This window comes from Enterobacter sp. 296B2 (assembly GCF_034106185.1).
Lineage (GTDB): Bacteria > Pseudomonadota > Gammaproteobacteria > Enterobacterales > Enterobacteriaceae > Enterobacter > Enterobacter cloacae_N.
The window spans coordinates 126,075-143,360 of record NZ_JAWNCA010000001.1; the positions used below are offsets into that span (position 1 = coordinate 126,075).

General features: G+C 53.6%; 17 protein-coding genes. 9 read left to right on the forward strand and 8 right to left on the reverse strand.

Features of this window, described 5'->3' with window-relative positions; genetic code table 11:
* Nucleotides 1–58 precede the first annotated feature (58 nt).
* From URZ40_RS00635 to URZ40_RS00645, 3 genes are all read right to left on the reverse strand, one after another.
* Entirely contained in the window at nucleotides 59–1,750 is a 1,692-nt protein-coding gene (locus URZ40_RS00635; protein ID WP_116340016.1) for a methyl-accepting chemotaxis protein, read from the reverse strand.
* A 160-nt stretch (nucleotides 1,751–1,910) separates the two neighbouring features.
* On the reverse strand, nucleotides 1,911–3,029 hold the full coding sequence (locus URZ40_RS00640; RefSeq protein WP_166711085.1) for an S-(hydroxymethyl)glutathione dehydrogenase/class III alcohol dehydrogenase: 1,119 nt from the start codon (nucleotides 3,027–3,029) through the stop codon (nucleotides 1,911–1,913).
* Between the two features lie 31 nt (nucleotides 3,030–3,060).
* Complete coding sequence (locus tag URZ40_RS00645) at nucleotides 3,061–3,336, reverse strand: metal/formaldehyde-sensitive transcriptional repressor (protein ID WP_028013093.1); 276 nt, start codon at nucleotides 3,334–3,336, stop codon at nucleotides 3,061–3,063.
* 227 nt (nucleotides 3,337–3,563) lie between these two features.
* Here URZ40_RS00645 and URZ40_RS00650 point away from each other — a divergent pair, with 227 nt between their 5' ends.
* The 5 genes from URZ40_RS00650 to URZ40_RS00670 all read left to right on the forward strand — a co-directional run bounded on the left by URZ40_RS00650 (nucleotide 3,564) and on the right by URZ40_RS00670 (nucleotide 6,645).
* Entirely contained in the window at nucleotides 3,564–3,950 is a 387-nt protein-coding gene (locus URZ40_RS00650; RefSeq protein ID WP_320719573.1) for a hypothetical protein, read from the forward strand.
* A gap of 176 nt (nucleotides 3,951–4,126) precedes the next feature.
* A complete protein-coding gene (locus URZ40_RS00655; RefSeq protein WP_116340022.1) occupies nucleotides 4,127–4,750 on the forward strand; it encodes a hypothetical protein in 624 nt (207 codons plus the stop codon).
* Nucleotides 4,747–5,241 (forward strand): surface-adhesin E family protein, encoded by a 495-nt coding sequence (locus URZ40_RS00660; RefSeq protein ID WP_320719574.1) that lies wholly within the window; start codon nucleotides 4,747–4,749, stop codon nucleotides 5,239–5,241. The genes URZ40_RS00655 and URZ40_RS00660 overlap by 4 nt, the downstream gene beginning before the upstream one ends.
* A 25-nt stretch (nucleotides 5,242–5,266) precedes the next feature.
* Nucleotides 5,267–5,518, forward strand: a complete 252-nt coding sequence (locus URZ40_RS00665) for a hypothetical protein (protein WP_116340023.1) — start codon at nucleotides 5,267–5,269, stop codon at nucleotides 5,516–5,518.
* Between the two features lie 260 nt (nucleotides 5,519–5,778).
* Complete coding sequence (locus tag URZ40_RS00670; protein ID WP_166711083.1) at nucleotides 5,779–6,645, forward strand: GyrI-like domain-containing protein; 867 nt, start codon at nucleotides 5,779–5,781, stop codon at nucleotides 6,643–6,645.
* A gap of 51 nt (nucleotides 6,646–6,696) precedes the next feature.
* Here URZ40_RS00670 and URZ40_RS00675 read toward each other — a convergent pair whose 3' ends face one another.
* Entirely contained in the window at nucleotides 6,697–7,626 is a 930-nt protein-coding gene (locus tag URZ40_RS00675; RefSeq protein WP_166711081.1) for a LysR family transcriptional regulator, read from the reverse strand.
* 90 nt (nucleotides 7,627–7,716) lie between these two features.
* Here URZ40_RS00675 and URZ40_RS00680 point away from each other — a divergent pair, with 90 nt between their 5' ends.
* The 3 genes from URZ40_RS00680 to URZ40_RS00690 all read left to right on the forward strand — a co-directional run bounded on the left by URZ40_RS00680 (nucleotide 7,717) and on the right by URZ40_RS00690 (nucleotide 9,427).
* Nucleotides 7,717–8,193, forward strand: a complete 477-nt coding sequence (locus URZ40_RS00680) for a GNAT family N-acetyltransferase (RefSeq protein WP_320719575.1) — start codon at nucleotides 7,717–7,719, stop codon at nucleotides 8,191–8,193.
* A gap of 173 nt (nucleotides 8,194–8,366) precedes the next feature.
* The gene (locus tag URZ40_RS00685; RefSeq protein ID WP_320719576.1) at nucleotides 8,367–9,035 is read left to right on the forward strand and encodes an epoxyqueuosine reductase QueH; all 669 of its coding nucleotides are present in this window, start codon (nucleotides 8,367–8,369) and stop codon (nucleotides 9,033–9,035) included.
* 119 nt (nucleotides 9,036–9,154) lie between these two features.
* A complete protein-coding gene (locus URZ40_RS00690; RefSeq protein ID WP_047651242.1) occupies nucleotides 9,155–9,427 on the forward strand; it encodes a YqjD family protein in 273 nt (90 codons plus the stop codon).
* A gap of 25 nt (nucleotides 9,428–9,452) precedes the next feature.
* Here the strand turns inward: URZ40_RS00690 and URZ40_RS00695 are convergent, their stop codons facing one another.
* Nucleotides 9,453–10,916: an EAL domain-containing protein gene (locus tag URZ40_RS00695; protein WP_192982419.1), complete on the reverse strand. Its 1,464-nt coding sequence runs from the start codon at nucleotides 10,914–10,916 to the stop codon at nucleotides 9,453–9,455.
* A 280-nt stretch (nucleotides 10,917–11,196) separates the two neighbouring features.
* On the opposite strand from URZ40_RS00695, the gene URZ40_RS00700 reads away from it, so the two are divergent.
* Nucleotides 11,197–12,081 (forward strand): MarR family transcriptional regulator, encoded by an 885-nt coding sequence (locus tag URZ40_RS00700; protein WP_116341127.1) that lies wholly within the window; start codon nucleotides 11,197–11,199, stop codon nucleotides 12,079–12,081.
* A 34-nt stretch (nucleotides 12,082–12,115) separates the two neighbouring features.
* Here the strand turns inward: URZ40_RS00700 and URZ40_RS00705 are convergent, their stop codons facing one another.
* The 3 genes from URZ40_RS00705 to URZ40_RS23160 form a co-directional block, all read right to left on the reverse strand.
* Complete coding sequence (locus URZ40_RS00705; protein ID WP_316379101.1) at nucleotides 12,116–13,291, reverse strand: HlyD family type I secretion periplasmic adaptor subunit; 1,176 nt, start codon at nucleotides 13,289–13,291, stop codon at nucleotides 12,116–12,118.
* Complete coding sequence (locus URZ40_RS00710) at nucleotides 13,288–15,453, reverse strand: type I secretion system permease/ATPase (protein WP_316379100.1); 2,166 nt, start codon at nucleotides 15,451–15,453, stop codon at nucleotides 13,288–13,290. Before URZ40_RS00710 ends, URZ40_RS00705 begins: the two co-directional genes overlap by 4 nt.
* A 176-nt stretch (nucleotides 15,454–15,629) precedes the next feature.
* Nucleotides 15,630–17,261, reverse strand: coding sequence for an FG-GAP-like repeat-containing protein (locus URZ40_RS23160; RefSeq protein WP_407065505.1), 1,632 nt, complete (start codon nucleotides 17,259–17,261; stop codon nucleotides 15,630–15,632).
* Nucleotides 17,262–17,286: the final 25 nt, after the last annotated feature.

Consider the following 17,286-nt stretch of genomic DNA (forward strand, 5'->3'; position numbering starts at 1 on the left):
GCCGACAAATACAAGTAAGTCGGGTAAGGCGAAGCCGCCACCCGACAAAACACACGACTCAGAACGTCTCCCAGTTATCCCCCGAAACCGTCGCCGCCGGGCGCAACGGCGCGCTCGTCGCCACTGGCGCTGACGCCACCGCGCGGTTCGGCTTCGCACCGCTCAGACGAAACGCCCCGACCGCCTCGGTCAGACGCGCCCCCTGTTCTTCCAGCGACGCCGCCGCCGCGGAGGCTTCTTCCACCAGCGAGGCGTTCTGCTGGGTCACTTTATCCATCTCCGAAATGGCCTGGCTTACCTGCACGATACCGCGGCTCTGCTCGTCAGATGCGGCGGCAATTTCCAGCATGATGTCGGTCACGCGCTTAACCGCTTCGACGATCTCATTCATGGTGTTGCCTGCGGCAACGACCTCACCGGAACCCTGGTCAATCAGCGACACCGATTCGTTGATCAGGCTTTCGATCTCTTTTGCGGCGTTGGCGCTGCGGCTGGCCAGAGTTCGGACTTCGCTGGCCACCACGGCGAACCCGCGCCCCTGCTCGCCCGCGCGCGCCGCTTCTACCGCCGCGTTAAGCGCCAGGATATTGGTCTGGAAGGCAATACTGTTGATCACCGCGGTAATCTCAGAGATTTTCTTCGAACTGGTCGAAATATTGCCCATGGTTTTCACCACGCCGGAGACCATCTGGCCGCCGCGGCTGGCTTTTCCGGAGGCATCCTCCGCCAGCTTGCTGGCATGATGCGCGTTATCGGCGTTCTGCTTCACCGTCGCGGTCAGTTGCTCCATGCTCGCGGCTGTCTGCTCAATGGCCGCGGCCTGCTGCTCGGTGCGCGAAGAGAGATCGGTGTTACCGGCTGAAATCTCGCTGGTACCCCGGTAGATCTCCTCCGCCCCCTGACGGACGGTGCCGACCGTTGTTTCAAGGGAGTGCTGCATGGTTTGCAGATCGCGCGTCAGGCGGCCAATTTCGCTGCGTCCGGCCACGTCGTCCGGCATCGTCAGGTCGCCTTTGGCGATATTCTCGATACGTTTCGCTGCACGCTGCAGCGGATTAATGACGGTGCGGCGCAGCACAACGAAGGTCATGGCGGTCAGCACCAGCGCCAGCGCAAACGCCCCCACCATAAACATCAGGCCCAGCTGCGTGCGGCTGTGCGCCTGTGCCGTCAGCGCATTGGCGCGGTCGGTACGGATCTTAATCGCCTTCAGCAGAACGGCGTTATAAGCGTCATCCAGCGGGCGGGCGGTTTCATTTTCGTGGTTGATGATCGCCTCGAACATGCCGTTTTTGGCAAATTTGACCATCGGCTGCAGGCCCGCGATATAGGCGTCGTAGCGTGCCTTCAGGTCCGCATCCAGCGCTTCGTCCGCCGGGCTACGCACGGAACGATTCATATAGGCGGTAAAGCTATCCTGGGACTGCTTAATTCGCGTTTCCGCCTCGCGGATGTTCTGCTTCATCGCTTCCATCTCCGCGATACGGCTTGCCGCCCCGGCGTGGATCATATTGATACGCGCGGTTCGCAGATGGTTTGAGCTGTTCGACAGCCCCATACGCACCTGAATTTCAGATGTAACGTCCTGCTGATCGTTATCGGCCTGCAGCAGGAAATACCCCGCCAGCCCTGAGCTTAAGGCAAACAGCAGAATAATGCCACCGAGAATGGAGGAAAACAGCGGAACCAGCCTGATGTGATGCAGGAAGCCCAGCTTGCGCTGCGCCTGCATCGAAGTAGTGTTGTCCATGACCGTCGACTCTCTTGTAGGGAAGATGCGTAAAAACATGCGTGTTAAATAGTCATCGGCACGGTGGGGATTTAGATTACGGCTAAAAACGCCGCACTGGTCACACTTTAGAGAAGATTATTAAAGAAATGCCAGCGGCTAAAAACCGCTGGCAGAAGAGTTACTTGTCGCCGAAATGAATGACGGTGCGGATGGATTTTCCTTCGTGCATCAGATCGAACGCGTCGTTGATCTGCTCCAGCGGCAAACGGTGGGTAATGAACGGGTCGAGCTGAATTTTACCGACCATCGCATCCTCCACCATGCCAGGAAGCTGGGTACGCCCCTTCACGCCGCCAAAGGCGGAGCCGCGCCAGACGCGTCCGGTGACCAGCTGGAATGGACGGGTTTTGATCTCCTGGCCCGCCCCGGCCACGCCGATGATGATGCTCTCGCCCCAGCCTTTATGGCAGCACTCCAGCGCGGAACGCATCACGTTCACGTTGCCGATACACTCGAAGCTGAAGTCCACGCCGCCGTCGGTCATCTCTACGATGACCTCCTGAATCGGTTTCTCGTGATCTTTCGGGTTCACAAAATCGGTCGCGCCCATTTCGCCCGCCAGCTTGAATTTTTCCGGGTTGGTATCGACCGCGATGATACGACCGGCCTTCGCCTGGACTGCGCCCTGAATCACCGCCAGACCAATGCCGCCAAGACCAAACACCGCCACGGTGTCGCCCTCTTTGACTTTTGCCGTGTTATGCACCGCGCCAATGCCAGTGGTTACGCCGCAGCCCAGCAGGCAGACTTTATCCAGCGGCGCCTGAGGGTTCACCTTCGCCAGGGAGATCTCCGCGCAAACGGTGTATTCGCTGAAGGTACTGGTACCCATGTAGTGATAGATTGGCTCACCGTTGTAGGAGAAACGGGTAGTGCCGTCCGGCATCAGCCCTTTCCCCTGGGTAGCGCGAACGGCCTGGCAGAGGTTAGTTTTGCCGGATTTACAAAACTTACACTCGCCGCATTCTGCGGTATACAGCGGGATAACGTGATCGCCAGGCTTCAGGCTGGTCACGCCCTCGCCCACTTCCACCACAATCCCGCCGCCTTCATGACCCAGCACCGCCGGGAAGACGCCTTCAGGATCGTCACCGGAGAGGGTAAACGCATCGGTATGGCACACGCCGGTATGGGTGATTTTGATCAGCACTTCGCCTTTTTTCGGCGGTGCTACGTCGATTTCGACGATTTTCAGCGGCTGGCCGGGGCCAAATGCGACAGCAGCGCGAGATTTCATAGTGACGTCCCTTATTGTGAGGTGTGTGGGTTTATTTTAGATAAGAGCGCAGCAAATGGCCGACTTCCGCCATGCGTACGGCTCGCTGATCCGGCGTTGTGTCTCCCGTCACCAGCTCGTCTTTGAGATGAATTTCAACCATTTCGCCCATCAGACCATTGGCAGCGCCGCGCACGGCGGCAATTTGCTGCAGGATGGCCAGACAGGGGTCGCCCGACTCCAGCGCGCGTTCAAGGGCATCAACCTGGCCCCGAATGCGACGAACGCGAGTAAGAATACGTTTTTTATCTTCGGGTGAATGCGGCATACGCCCTCCTGATACTATAGGGGGGTATTGTATCTTTTAAAGCAACTTTATGTAAACATTAAGTTTTATATGGTTATTAGCCGGTTTCTTAACATGTTAAAAGTTTCGGTACGCAACTCTTATTCTCCCTGCCCTATTCGTGATATTAGATAAAAAGCGAAGAGGTATCTGAAAATGATTTTCTGCTGCCTGAATTAAATACCCGGCGACAGTCAGGGAAAATGAGGATGTGTCAAGATCTGAATACTATTCAGAAAAACGCAAACCATAAACTAGCTAAGCAGGACATTTTTGTGTTAAATGGTGACATCAATCAGCAGGTGGTCATCGTGAAATTTTTTTGGCTAATTTTAAAACTCATAACAGCATCACTTTATGTGTTCCTGGTAGTTTTTAGTTCTGGATTTGTAGGTTCGAGTACAGCCAATGCAATTAATCTTGAAACACTTAACCTAAACTATGAATTAATTGCAAAGGATTCGGCGGCATACGCAATCTGCGCAACTGGTGCGACATTAGTTGTGCCACCTGTCTTATATTTAATTCAGCATTATGTCTGGCCTGTATTGAAGTTTATCGGCCTGAAGATTCGCTACTTCTTTCATGGATACTAAAACTTCGCAGGTTTTTAAACGAAGGCAATAACCCATCGCTAGACGCTCGATGAGCAGGATTAACTGACTGTAGGTTAGGCATTCAATACGCCTGATAATGTAGTAAAATAAAAAGCGTAAAGTCTCATCCTGATGAGCCGATAAAAACAGGGTCTTTTTTATTATAGGGAAATTACATGCGTAAACTCATCTCCTCCATTGGGCTCATAGCGGGTATGGCTGCAGCCTCACCCGCAGTTCACGCCAGCACGTTGACACAAAGTTTGACCCGTTGCGACTCAACCTTTTTCAGCGAGATTTATCATCAGCGAGCCAAACTCAGCCGCTTAGCCCCCTTAACGCTTAACAAGCATTCGCAGGCCTGGTTCAAAGCCCCTGAAGACGGCAATCGCAACGTCTGGTTTACCCAACCACTGCATGAATTAAATCTGACGGTATCGGGATATTATATACAAACCAGCAATCTCGATGAAATCAATTACGGTAAGTACTATTACTGGGGACTAATTTTCAAAGAGTCACCGGAAGAAGTAATGTCCAAACTCGATCGTTTATCCTGGAAAAAGGCGGGAGACGATTATGTTTCTCAGACGATGATTAAAATCAACCCAAACAGTGACTGGGAAGACAACGCGCAGGCGGTGTCAGGTATTGCTCCGGCAAAAGAAAGTACCGAAAAGCTGTTAATGCTCAGCAAAGGTAAAGACGGGACATTATTGCTCTGTACCGTTCAGGGGAATGTAACGCCTGACATGCTGACGACATTACGACCTGATTTATCCGCAGGGGGTGCGAAATGAAAAAGCTAACATGGCTGGTATTACTTATGCTGACAGGTTGTACCGGGATAGGTAAACCCCTGCTGCAGTCTACGCCCAAGCCACCGGCTGGCGTCATAAAAATTCTTGAAGATCAAAAAGTCACTTCATATATCGATCTTCGGGTGATTTCAACTTATCAGGGTAACGACCACTTGCGCCGCTTTTATTTCATCAATAACTACGCCGAGCAGGAACTCATCATAAAAAATCCTCCCGTCTACGTAGCGAGTTCCCGGGCAATCGACGTGATTAATTGCGACAAAAACGAGCGTGCCATTATGGCGCGAACCTATTTTTCCAAACCGTTCGCGGAAGGCGATGTCATACATGTGTCACAGGATGTGGGGCAATGGGAAAGTTTCCCGAAAGGCTCTCTTTTTGGGATAATAGCTGAAAGCATGTGCAGTATTCCCGTTGAAGAACTCAAGCCAGAGCCGGCGAAAGAAAGTCGCAAACCGTTACTGGATTGATAGAACCTTCACGACCTAAGCTTCTATGGACAAACTAACAACACTCTACATTAAAGCGCGCGCTGGGCTGTCCCCCTACGAAAAAACGCCCGAATCCTTATTGATAAAAATGGCAAAGCAATGTGGTCGCAATGAGATAGCCGCTATCCATATCAGGCTCAAACAGTTCCGCTCAGAGCTTGCGATGGCTGAAGAATGGGACGGTGATGAGCAGGACATGATATGGGAAGCAATTGACGAGCACTGTAAGTTGTTAGGGCTGATCGCTGACAAATAGTCCACCTTTTTCGGAGGACAGATTTAACTTCATCCCTCAGTCCATTCAGCGTTGATAGCGTCGAAAATATTGTAATGCCAGGGGATCAACCTGGCATTCGTGTCCCAGATTCCTTCCCCGCACCTGCTTAATGACGCGGGTTAAAGCCAGAACAATATGGCCCTCACAGGAAAAAACTTTGTCAACGATGAAACTAGTCAGCAAGATCGGTCAGGATTATATCCATTCGGTGAGGCAAAGTGGGTCATCAGGAGGATGCAATGAACGATGCAATCAAAACGGCCTACCGCGAGCGTTTCACGATGGTGTGCGACTATATCGCCAACCATCTCGATGAACCGCTTACGCTGGAGAAGCTCAGCGCGTTAGCCTGCTGTTCGCCTTATCATTTTCACCGACAGTTTCTGGCATTTAGCGGTCAGCCTCTGTATCGCTATATCCAGTGGCTGCGTCTGCGTCATGCTTCCTGGCGACTGGCGTTTAATCCTCAGGATAAGGTGATTGATATTGCGCTCGATGCCGGGTTCCAGAGCCCTGAATCGTTCAGTCGCGCCTTCAGAAACGCGTTTGGAAAAAGCCCGCGTCAGTTTCGGCAGCAGCCGGACTGGCTGAACTGGCACCAGCGCGTACCGAAAATGACCTTTCAGGAGCAAAAAACGATGGAAGTTAAGATTGTCGATTTCCCACAGACCCAGGTGGCAATGCTGCAGCACCGTGGCAGCCCGGATCGGGTTAATGACAGCGCGGCGAAATTTATTGCCTGGCGTAAAAGCACGGGCCTATCGCCAGTACACGAAAGCAGCACGTTTGGCATTGCCTGGGATGACCCGGCAACCACACCCGCAGACGCCTTTCGTTTCGATATCTGCGGCAGTATCTCGGAACCGATACCAGAGAATGAATTTGGCGTTTCCAGTGGTGAAATTGACGGCGGACGCTACGCCGTCGGGCGTCACACCGGTTCGCTGGATACCATTTCCGCCACGGTGTGGGCAATGTTTCGCGACTGGCTACCGGCCAGCGGCGAAACGCTGCGCGATGCCCCGGTGTTTTTCCATTACCTCAATTTTATTCACGAGGTGCCAGAACATGCGCTGCAAACGGATATCTACCTGCCGTTAAAGTGACTATCCCTTATTGACCGCCATTTCTGCCGGGCGGCACAGCGCTTGCCCGGCCTACAGTCCCCTGCCAGCCTGCGCCAGCGTTTGCAGCTCCTCCTTAAGCCATCGGGTCGCGCCCCGCTGGCCGCTGCGTTTATGCGAGTATATTTTCACTTCAAACGTGTGTATCGAAAACGGTAAAGGAAAAATCCTCAGGTCCGCTGCCGTCGTCAGCTTCTCAGCGGCAAAACGAGGGATCGCCATCAGCAGGTCGCTTTCCGCAACGATAAACGGTGCGCTCAGCATCGACGGCGTTTTGATCGCAATGTGCCGCGTATAGCCCAGTTGCTCAAGCCGTAAATCCAGAACGCCCTGCTTCTCGTTCCACGGCGTCACCACCAGGTGTCGGGCAGCGAGATAATCCTCCAGCGTCAGCCGCGTCCGGCGCGCGTTGCTGATGACCACATACTCATCTTCAAACCAGCCGATCTCCTCCAGTTCCGGATGGCGGATATCATCCGGCGTGCTGAAACCGAGTGCCAGATCCACTTCACCCGCCAGCAGTTCCGTCAGCGCCGGGCTGTGCGGCAGATAGCGCAATTCGAAACGCAGCCCCGGGGCAGCAAGCTGCAGCTTGTGCATCAGGGCGGGAAAAATGCACAGCGCGGTAAAGTCAGTAATCCCAATTTGTACGCTTTCGGTACTGCTGGCCGCGTCAAACTCCGGCTGCGGGGTCAGCTCCTGATTAAGAAATGACAATGCGGAAGCAATGGAAGGCGCGAGCTGAGAAGCATACACGCTGGGGGACATACGATGCCCTTCCCGAAAAAAGAGCGGATCGTTAAGGGTCATGCGCAGACGCGACAGCGCATGGCTTAGCGCCGAGGTGCTCATCGCCAGCTCGTCGGCTGCGAGGCGAACGGAACGGTGGCGGTAAATGGCGTCAAAAACGGGCAGCAGGTTTAAATCAAGACGTCTCAGAGCCGGATGCATAATATTCATCATTTGTTGATTTCATTGCACTTAATTCTTCGGACAATACTCCGTATGCTTAACGCCATCAATCGCGAACCATGCAAAAAAACAGGAAAAACAATGAGCATAACCCTTCGTCAGGCCCGTCCCGAAGATGCCGCGGCCATTTACGCCATGATCTATGAGCTGGCGGTATATGAAAAAGCGCCCGAAGAGGTCGTAACCACGCAGGACGAGATCCGGGAAACCCTCTTTGGCGCGGGCAGTAAAACCGAGGCGTTGATCGCTGAGTTTGACGGCAGGATCGCCGGCTATGCCGTGTTCTTCACCAGCTATTCGACCTGGCTTGGACGCAATGGTATTTATATGGAAGACCTCTATATTTCCCCGGACTATCGCGGTAAAGGCGCGGGCAGAGCGCTGCTGAAACATATCGCGCAGCTCGCGGTAAAACGGCAGTGTGGCCGCCTTGAATGGAGCGTGCTGGACTGGAACCAACCCGCCATCGATTTTTATCTGAGCATTGGCGCGCTGCCGCAGTCCGAATGGGTGCGCTACCGTCTTGACGGCGAAGCGCTGCTCAAATTTGCCGAATAATGACCACCTGAGCCGTATGTTCCCCTCACCCTAACCCTCTCCCCAAAGGGGCGAGGGGATTGTTCGCTGCTTGCGTTTATTTATGAGGATCCCTCAGCTCATCAGTACAGTCTGAAGAGATTAATAACTTGTGCTACAATTCCATAAATTTCATTAACATATTGTAGAGCAACATGAGTACGACTCCCTTCATCCGCCCGCAACTCACCCTGCCCAACGGGGCTGATAAACTTCTGCTGCACTCCTGCTGCGCCCCCTGCTCCGGTGAAGTAATGGAAGCCATTCAGGCCTCGGGTATTGATTACACCATTTTCTTCTATAACCCCAATATCCATCCGCAAAAGGAATACCTCATCCGCAAGGAGGAGAATATTCGTTTTGCGGAAAAACACGGCGTGCCGTTTGTCGATGCCGATTACGAAACCGATAACTGGTTTGAACGCGCGAAAGGCATGGAGTGGGAACCCGAGCGCGGCGTTCGCTGCACCATGTGCTTCGATATGCGTTTCGAGCGCACAGCGCTTTATGCGGCAGAAAATGGTTTTAGCGTTATCAGCAGTTCGCTGGGGATTTCCCGCTGGAAGAATATGCAGCAGATAAACGACTGCGGCCAGCGTGCGGCAGCGCGCTATCCGGGGATGGTCTACTGGGACTACAACTGGCGCAAACAGGGCGGCTCATCACGCATGATTGAGATCAGCAAGCGGGAACAGTTTTACCAGCAGGAATATTGCGGCTGCGTGTATTCCCTTCGGGACAGCAACCTGCACCGCAAGTCTCAGGGCCGCCCGCTTATCCGGATTGGAAAACTGTATTACGGCCAGGATGAGAACGAAAAATAACGCTCTCATCTCGTGTAGATATATCCGAAAACAGGTCAATTCCCTCCGAAATTTAGCGTTACGCCTCTCATCTTTTCAAAGAGAGGCTATCCTTTAACTATCAACAAAAGGAGGCAAAAATGTCTGATTTCGGTACTGATAAAAACACCCAGTTTGCTGAAGACAAAGCAAAAAATAAATTTGATGAGCTTGCAGGTTCAGCCCAGCAGCAGTTCGGTGAATTTGTTGATTCACCAAAACACCAGGTAAAAGGCGCTGCGAAAAAATATGCGGCTCAGGCCAGCGATGCCGTCTCTGACGTGACTGAAGCGGTCAGAAATAATCCGCTGACCGGTCTCATCGCAGCGGGTGCCGTCGGTATTGTGCTTGGCCTGTTGCTGGGACGTAAATAATCAAGGCCCTTCGGGGCTTTATTTTTTAGCTGAACAATCTCACCATACGGTCTAACTCCTCCTCTTTCACGGCGCGCGAAAGATAATATCCCTGAAAGTTTTTCACACCCAGCTCAACTAATTTTTCAAATTTCTCTTCACTGTCAACGCCCTCTGCAATGCAAGCCGTTCCGGTCATGTCGCTGTAAATCTGTATCGCTTTAATCAGATTATAATCGTTATCGTTCGCCACAAAATGATCGACGATGTCCCGGTCCAGTTTCAGCCCATCAAAATGCACCTGCCTGACGGGGAACATGGCGTGATGGCTTGAGAAGCAGTCGTCAAGAAACAGTCTGCACCCCGTATTACGCAGATGGCGCATGGTTTCAGGGATATTTTTGTCTTTCGTCACATCAATATCTTCCGCGAATTCAAAGACCAGCTTTTCCGCCCACTGGGGGTTGAGCAGCATGCCGATGGCTTTCCTGGCCATCTCTGGCAGTGCATTCCCGGACGCCAGGCGAGGCGGTATATTCACTGAAAAATAGAACTTACCATTATATTTATTAATCCCGGAAACGGCGGCATGAATCACCAATGCCGTAATTTTTAGCCATACTTCATAATTATCGATATCATTCAAAAAACGGGCGGGCTTGACTATTTTTCCGTTTTTATTCCAGCGAATGAGTATCTCAAACCCCACTCCTTTTTTGTCACAATCGGTAATAATTTGATAAGCGGGGAATATTTCCCTTTTTACCAGCGCATTAAAAACCTCCGCTTCTTTATCCGTGAAGTCCACTCTTTGACTTTGGCTTTTAATCCGCTTTTCCACTTTGAATGTGTGCGGTTCATTCAACCATCGTTTAATATAATGTAATTTCTGCAAACCTTCTTTACGATGGGTATAAACCGTTTTATTAGAAAGCCTCAGTCTGTCGCACATATCTTTTATGGACATGCCGCGATAGAAATTTAATAAAACATCAACCTCTCTTCTTGTCAGCCATTTAAGGTTTTCACGCGACGAGCAATCCAGATAGTAATCGCGTAATAAGCGCGAGCGGTCTCTAAACCCATTATTGTGGGTGTGGAAGCAGGTTATTACATCAGAAACGCTGGCTATACGAATCAGTGATAATTGATAGCTGTTATTTAAAAGGCTACCCAGAGTTCGATAGAGCCAGCTGTCGGGTATATCACCATACAGGGTTACACAACGAATAACAGGAAGTGCATTGAGTACGGAAGCCAGTCGCGTCAGGCTCTCCAGCAGAGTTACCGTACCTTTTCCCAGGAACACTACGATGTGAGCATTCTGATGAATAAGGATATTTTCCTTGTCCAGTTGAGATAGCTCATCTCCATCAAAATGAATATGCGCAGCCTCTATTCCGTACTTTTTGAGCAGCAGGCGATACCCCTGAAACGTAAAACCGCAGGTTGAAATGACAAATCTTTGCTCATTGCTCGCGACATTACTGAGTGAAATTTTATGGGTCATAACCTGCTCCTGGGCACGAAAGCGCCATTATTATTATGAATATGTAAACCAACAGCGGTGTGTATAATAATTTTACAATACACCTCCAGGTTAAGATACTGTTATCAACGCCACGCACCGGAACATCTTTGCGTTAATCACCCTTTTCCACGCACCGATATAAATATATGTTTCTTTTAAAATAACGACCGCAAGCCACTTTTTCTCAGGTATAATGAAAATTCCGAAAAAGAAGGCTGGATACTTCATCTATCGGCTTATCAAATACGAGAAAAATGCTATGGATAATCACATCTCATCCAGGGCCTTGCTACATCGAAGGGATGTTATAAAGAGCAACCCGCGATTTAGTGAGGCAATATTAGAGCACTACACAATCAATGACGCCATCTACAAAAAACAACCTTTGTTCTATAAGACAATGCTTCAGGAATCACGGTTTAACATTATCCTCTCCATGTGTTGTTTTATATTTGGCAATCAGGCCGAATCTGTATCAGAGATTAAAGAGTTATGTTCCCGCTATAAAATAGCCAGCCCCAACAGCGTAATTGCGATCATTACAATACTTCGAACCACGGGGCGCATCAGGACCTGGCGCTGTACGGAAGATCGGCGTAAAACAAGAATTGCCCCAACAGAAAAAGGATTGAATGAACTCAAGCGCTATATGTCCGGTGCATTTTTGCCCGTCAGCACTCTTTACCCGACGTTTAATATTGATGTAAACCTGCTCGATAATGACACGTTGAGAAATAATTTCTTCCGCCGCGCGGCGGAATATCTCTTTCGTGGATTAACGTTCAGAAAAGTTTTACCGGAGGTAGGGTTATTTATAGATAAGGACGGAGGCCGCATGATTATGCTGTATCTTTACCTGCAGGCCATAAAAAACAAATCTGCCCATGGCGCGGTTATTGACTATTCCGCCAGCACGCTCGCGAAAGAATTCTTTGTCTCCCGGATCCACGTCAACCGAATTATCAAATCGGCGCAAGAGGCAGGCTATCTGAAAGATCGCGGTGACGGTCGCCTGTCGGTGTATCCGGCGTTTTTCGAACTGGTCGAAAACTATGCCGGATTATATTTCGCCTACGTCACACATTACATTAACGTGGTGCCGAAGGAGCGACGCCACCCAAACATCGTAACGTCAACGGTATAATGCAGATGGCGTTCGGTATCCCGAACGCCAACCCTTATCTCTCGCGCAGCGCCTCTTTTGCCTTGTTCAGCGGTTTCAGCAGATAATCCAGGATAGTTTTGCTGCCGGTTTTGATATCAACGGTAGCAATCATGCCCGGAAAGACCGGAAAGGCTTTGCCCTGCTTATTGGTCAGATGGTTACTGTCGGTACGGATGTAGACGCGGTAGTAGTAGACATCTCTTTTCACCTCGTCCTGCAACGTGTCCGGTGAAATCATGGTCACCTCGCCCTCCAGCCCGCCGTAAATGGAGTAGTCATAGGCCGTAATTTTCACCAGCGCTTTCTGGCCGGGGTGGATAAACGCAACATCACGCGGCGAGATTTTCGCCTCAACCACCATCTGGTCGTCCAGCGGCACCAGGCTCATCAGCTTGCCGTTCGGAGGGATAACGCCGCCCACGGTCGTAACGTCAATATCCTTCACGATCCCGCGCACCGGCGCGTTGAAGGTCAGCCGGGTCAGGGAGTCCTCACGCCCTTTCATCACCGAACGCTGGGCTTCAATCTCCGCGTTGGCTTTCGCCAGCTCTTCGCGGGCGCGGACGTAATACTGGTTTTTCATCTCGGTAATTTTGTTCTCAAGCTCATTTTTTTGACGCTCAAGACGTAACACCTCAACCTTGCTGGCCGCCCCCTGGGTGACCAGCGGACGGGTCAGCGACAGCTCGCGCTGGACCAGTTCGGCGCCCTGACGTAAGCCGGCCAGCCCTTTTTCAAGGCTCTCGCGACGGGACTGATAAAGCGCTGTTTCCTGTTTAACCAGCTCAACATCATCGTCCAGCTCCTCGGGAAACGCGAGCTCCGTGTCGTTGACTTCGGCCTTCAGACGCGCAGCCGTTGCCAGCGCCGCGTTCAGACGAGACTCGCTCTCCAGCACGCTGGACTCGGTTTTGGTCCGGTCAAGCTGTGCCAGCTGCTGACCGCGTTCCACAATGTCACCTTCGCGCACCATCAGGCTGTGAATAATCCCCCCTTCCAGGGACTGAATCACCTGCTCGTGGGAAGACGGTATCACCTTGCCGCTGCCGGTCGTGACTTCATCCAGCTGGAACAAGCTCGCCCAGGCGATAAACACCGCCATCAGGGCGAACAGCGACCATGCCACCAGTGACGATCGCGGCAGGCGAGGCTCTTTCAGACGGCTGTTAAAACGGGAGAAATCGTTCATGCCACGCCCTCCGTTTTCATGGTAACAGTACGCTGCGCTGCTTTCTGCGGCGCCAGCCCGTGCTGATGCAGGATCGCGTCGCGCGGGCCGTCCATCACCACTTTGCCGTTTTCCAGCACGATGATGCGGTCGACCAGGTCCAGAATCGGCAGGCGATGGGTTGCCACCACCAGCGTCCGGCGCTTGCCCAGCCATTTGTGAAGATGCTGAATAAACTGCTTCTCGCTCATCTCATCCAGCCAGGCGGTAGGCTCATCCAGCAGCAGGATATTAGGGGAAGTGATCAGCGCGCGCGCCAGCAGCAGCGCCTGACGCTGGCCGCCCGACAGGCCAGCCCCGCCTTCGTTGATGATATAGTTCAGCCCCATTTTCTGCTTGCGCACAAACTCCAGCGCGCCGCTGTTGACCAGCGCCTGATGAATTTCATCGTCGGTGGCGAGCGGATTCCCCATCAGGATGTTGTCCCGCACGGAGCCAAAGAACAGCCGGGCCTGCTGGCTAAGCAGCTGCATGTCGCGACGCAGGTCGGCCGGGTCCAGGTGATTGAGAGCAATATCGTCCAGCAGAATGCTCCCCTGCTGCGGCTCCTGCATGCCAGCAAGAAGCTGCAGCAGCGTGCTTTTGCCGGAGCCGTTACGCCCGAGCACCGCCACGCGCTCCCCGGCGCGGATCTGCAGCTTGCTGATGTTGAGCACGGTAAGTTTCTCTTCCTCGTCGTAATAGAACCCGACGTCTTCAAGCGCATAGTCGCCTCGCAGGTGCGCTTTGTGCACCTTCTTGCCGTGTTGCGGATCGTCAATCGGGCGTTGCATCAGGTCGTCCAGCCCCTTGCGGGCCACTTTTGCCGACTGCCAGCGCGAGAGCACGCCTGAAATCTGCGACAGCGGCGCGATGGTGCGCGACGCCAGAATCGAGGTCCCGACCAGCGCGCCGGTGGTCATGTCGCCGCTGATGACCAGGTAGCAGCCCACCAGCAGCACCACCGCATAGACGATGGACTGCACCTCCTGCGTCCAGGTGAGCAGCAGGCCCGTCAGCCAGCGCTGCTTCATGCCGACGCTGGCGGCCACGTCGTTGGTGTTGTTCCACTGGTTCTGGAAACGCTGCTCGGCGCGCATTAGCTTGATGTCTTCAATGCCCTGCACCGCCTCCACCAGCGTGGCGTTACGGATGGCGGATTCGCGCATCCCTTCGCTGGAGAGCTTCCCCAGCGGGCGCTGCACCAGCAGGCCGGGGATGAGCAACAGCGGCACGGCGAGCAGAACCACCAGCACCAGCGGACCGCCAATCATCCACAGAATAAAGACGAACAGCAGGAAAAACGGCAGATCGGAAATCGCCGCAATGGTGGTCGAGGTGATCAGCTCGCGCACCGACTCCAGCTCGCGGATCTGGGCGATAAAGGATCCGGTTGATTTCGAGCGCGCGCCGTTTTTAATCCGCAGCGCGTGGGCAAAAACGCGTTCAGAGATGCGCAGGTCGGCGCGCTTCCCCACCACGTCAGAAATATGCACCCGCAGCATGCGCATGATGAATTCGAACACGATGGCAATCATCACGCCGCCAAACAGCACCCACAACGTGGCTTCCGACTGGGACGGTACCACCCTGTCATAGACCTGCATGGAGAAGACCATGCCGGAGAGCGCCAGCACGTTAGCCACCAGCGCCACCAGCATAATGTCGCTGTAGCGTCGCCAGTCCTTCAGCGCCAGCTGCCAGAACCAGTTTTTCTCATACGGTTTGATGTAGTCGTCCACGCGGGCATCCGGCGTGGATTCGAGGGGGCGCAACACCATCAGCCCCTTTAACCGTGCCCCGAGTTCGTCACGCGTCAGCGTCGTCTCCAGCCCACCGTCGCCGCTGAACTGCAGGCTGACGTTGCCATCGTTGTCCATGCGGTTAATGACCGCGATTTGTCCGCCAGTGAATTCCGCGAGAAGCGGCAGGCGCCATGGATCGAGAGAGACCGCCTCGGCCGCCACCACACGCATCCCCAGCCCAAGCTGGCGCGCCATTTCCTCCAGCACCAGCTGGCGCGGAGACTGGCTTTCATGGTTAATCGTGACCCGAACATGCTCCGCGGAAAAGTCCAGCCGGTAGTGCTTCGCGATGATGAGCATGCCCTGCAGCCAGGGTTCGTACTGTGGATGTGTCTTCATAATGCTACGTCCTGTCCAGGGCGATAATTTCGCCCTGAAATGATACCTTTACGGGGTGATTAAAATTCGAACACTCTTTAAACGAGCCCGCAAAATAATCTTGTGAAATATAGGGTTATGGCTATTCATGTAAAGAAACGCAAAAGACCGCGAGGATCGCTCCCCGCGGCGTTGTTTTACGCAATTAACAGCTGATGGTTAGCCAGCAGCGTTGCCAGATCCGTCTGCACGCCGTTCAGGGTCACCAGGGTGGTTGGCGAGAACTGACCGCCGGTACCGTCCAGGTCAACCTGGATCTCGGTATTGCTGCCGTTTTGCACCACGCGGATGTAATCGCTGATATTGCCCGCGCTGCTGTCCAGCGTGGCCACGCCGTTCACGTAGCTCGCCGAGCCCGTGCCGGTATAGCCGCTGCCGGAGAGCAGATCGCGCAGGTCGATGCGATCCGTGTCCGCGGTCCCTTCCCAGGTGCCGACCGTAAAGCCGTTCACCACGTCGTGACCGTTACCGCCCGTCGCATCCGAGGCGTTGATCAGCTTGTAGAGCAACGTATCGTGACCGCCGCTGCCGATATTGAAGGTGTCGTTCCCGCCGCGGCCTTCGAACTGGTTATCACCGCTGTTGCCGGTAATGACGTCGTCGAAGTTCGAGCCGTTGATCCCCTCAATGTTGAGCAGTCGTGACGTACCGAACCCGGTGTCCTGCGCGGTTGAAAGGCGCAGGTCAACGGTCACGCCGGAGGTCGCATTGCGGTAATCCACCACGTCCATCCCACTAGTGTTGCTCCAGGTGTCGTAGTCGGAATGGGTATTCCAGCCGCCGGAGCCGTTGTAGGTATAGGTGCCATCCTCTGCAATAAAGGTGTCGTTATACCCGGTTCCGGTAATGGTCCCGCTGTGGCCCCCGGTGGCGGCTTCGGCCGTCAGGACATAGCCCTCTTTGCCATTGCCCGCCTCCAGGCCGCTCCATGTGACGTTATCCGATACGCCGTTGGTGATCTTCAGGATCTCGGCCGAATAGGTTTCATTCGGATCCAGCCCGTAGAAGCTCACCAGCGCAGAGGTATCGTTCGAACCGATACCGGACTGGGCGTTGATGATCTGCGAGGCCACCAGCACGCCCGCGGCGTTGTACAGATTGACCGTGTTGCCGTAGTAGGCGTTGATGCCCTCGCTGTCGACAATGTGCAGGTGCATCGCGGTACCGTCAGCAATTTTGGCGCTGTTTTGCACCAGCACCACCTTGCCGTTCTGCTGCGACACCAGCAGATCCTTCGCGCCGTCCCAGTTGTAGTCCAATGCCGCCACACCGGTGGCGTAGGCAATACCGGACGCCAGCTGGCTTGAGGTCCAGGTAGAACCGTAACCGTTGTTAGTGAACAGCGTCGCCGTCTGTGAACCGCCGTAGGTGCTGAGCTTGATGATGTCCATCTGCCCGTCCCCGTTCCAGTCCACCGCCACCGACAAATACCCCGCCGTGGCGTTAGAGGCTTCCACCGCGCTCTTGGTGGCAGAGAGCTTCCCGGTACCGTCGTTGTAGTAGATTACCCCGCCATTGTTGTTGTAGCTGCTGCCCAGGTACAGATCCATGTAGCCATCGCCGTTGAAGTCCGCCCACGTCATCGACGCCGCCGTGGTGGTATTCGAGGCGTTCCCTACAAACACGTTGGTCAGGTTCTGGCCGATGGATAGCGTGCCGTTGCCGTTGTTGTTGATCACGGTTAACGAGTTCGCGCCGCTGCGGTTGGTGTGCTGAACCACATCCACGGTGCCGTCATTGTTAATATCGACGCCGGAGATTTCACGCATGGTGGTGAACTGTCCCCAGAAACCC

Excerpts from the sequence above, each read along its gene's own strand:
- URZ40_RS00675 (WP_166711081.1), bottom strand. The coding sequence starts at position 7,626 with ATGATGAATATTATGCATCCGGCTCTGAGACGTCTTGATTTAAACCTG.
- URZ40_RS00670 (WP_166711083.1), top strand. The coding sequence starts at position 5,779 with ATGAACGATGCAATCAAAACGGCCTACCGCGAGCGTTTCACGATGGTG.
- URZ40_RS00665 (WP_116340023.1), top strand. The coding sequence starts at position 5,267 with ATGGACAAACTAACAACACTCTACATTAAAGCGCGCGCTGGGCTGTCC.
- URZ40_RS00640 (WP_166711085.1), bottom strand. The coding sequence starts at position 3,029 with ATGAAATCTCGCGCTGCTGTCGCATTTGGCCCCGGCCAGCCGCTGAAA.
- URZ40_RS00710 (WP_316379100.1), bottom strand. The coding sequence starts at position 15,453 with ATGAAGACACATCCACAGTACGAACCCTGGCTGCAGGGCATGCTCATC.
- URZ40_RS00695 (WP_192982419.1), bottom strand. The coding sequence starts at position 10,916 with ATGACCCATAAAATTTCACTCAGTAATGTCGCGAGCAATGAGCAAAGA.
- URZ40_RS00635 (WP_116340016.1), bottom strand. The coding sequence starts at position 1,750 with ATGGACAACACTACTTCGATGCAGGCGCAGCGCAAGCTGGGCTTCCTG.
- URZ40_RS00705 (WP_316379101.1), bottom strand. The coding sequence starts at position 13,291 with ATGAACGATTTCTCCCGTTTTAACAGCCGTCTGAAAGAGCCTCGCCTG.
- URZ40_RS00685 (WP_320719576.1), top strand. The coding sequence starts at position 8,367 with ATGAGTACGACTCCCTTCATCCGCCCGCAACTCACCCTGCCCAACGGG.
- URZ40_RS23160 (WP_407065505.1), bottom strand. The coding sequence starts at position 17,261 with ATGCGTGAAATCTCCGGCGTCGATATTAACAATGACGGCACCGTGGAT.
- URZ40_RS00645 (WP_028013093.1), bottom strand. The coding sequence starts at position 3,336 with ATGCCGCATTCACCCGAAGATAAAAAACGTATTCTTACTCGCGTTCGT.
- URZ40_RS00660 (WP_320719574.1), top strand. The coding sequence starts at position 4,747 with ATGAAAAAGCTAACATGGCTGGTATTACTTATGCTGACAGGTTGTACC.
- URZ40_RS00650 (WP_320719573.1), top strand. The coding sequence starts at position 3,564 with ATGTGTCAAGATCTGAATACTATTCAGAAAAACGCAAACCATAAACTA.
- URZ40_RS00700 (WP_116341127.1), top strand. The coding sequence starts at position 11,197 with ATGGATAATCACATCTCATCCAGGGCCTTGCTACATCGAAGGGATGTT.
- URZ40_RS00690 (WP_047651242.1), top strand. The coding sequence starts at position 9,155 with ATGTCTGATTTCGGTACTGATAAAAACACCCAGTTTGCTGAAGACAAA.
- URZ40_RS00655 (WP_116340022.1), top strand. The coding sequence starts at position 4,127 with ATGCGTAAACTCATCTCCTCCATTGGGCTCATAGCGGGTATGGCTGCA.
- URZ40_RS00680 (WP_320719575.1), top strand. The coding sequence starts at position 7,717 with ATGAGCATAACCCTTCGTCAGGCCCGTCCCGAAGATGCCGCGGCCATT.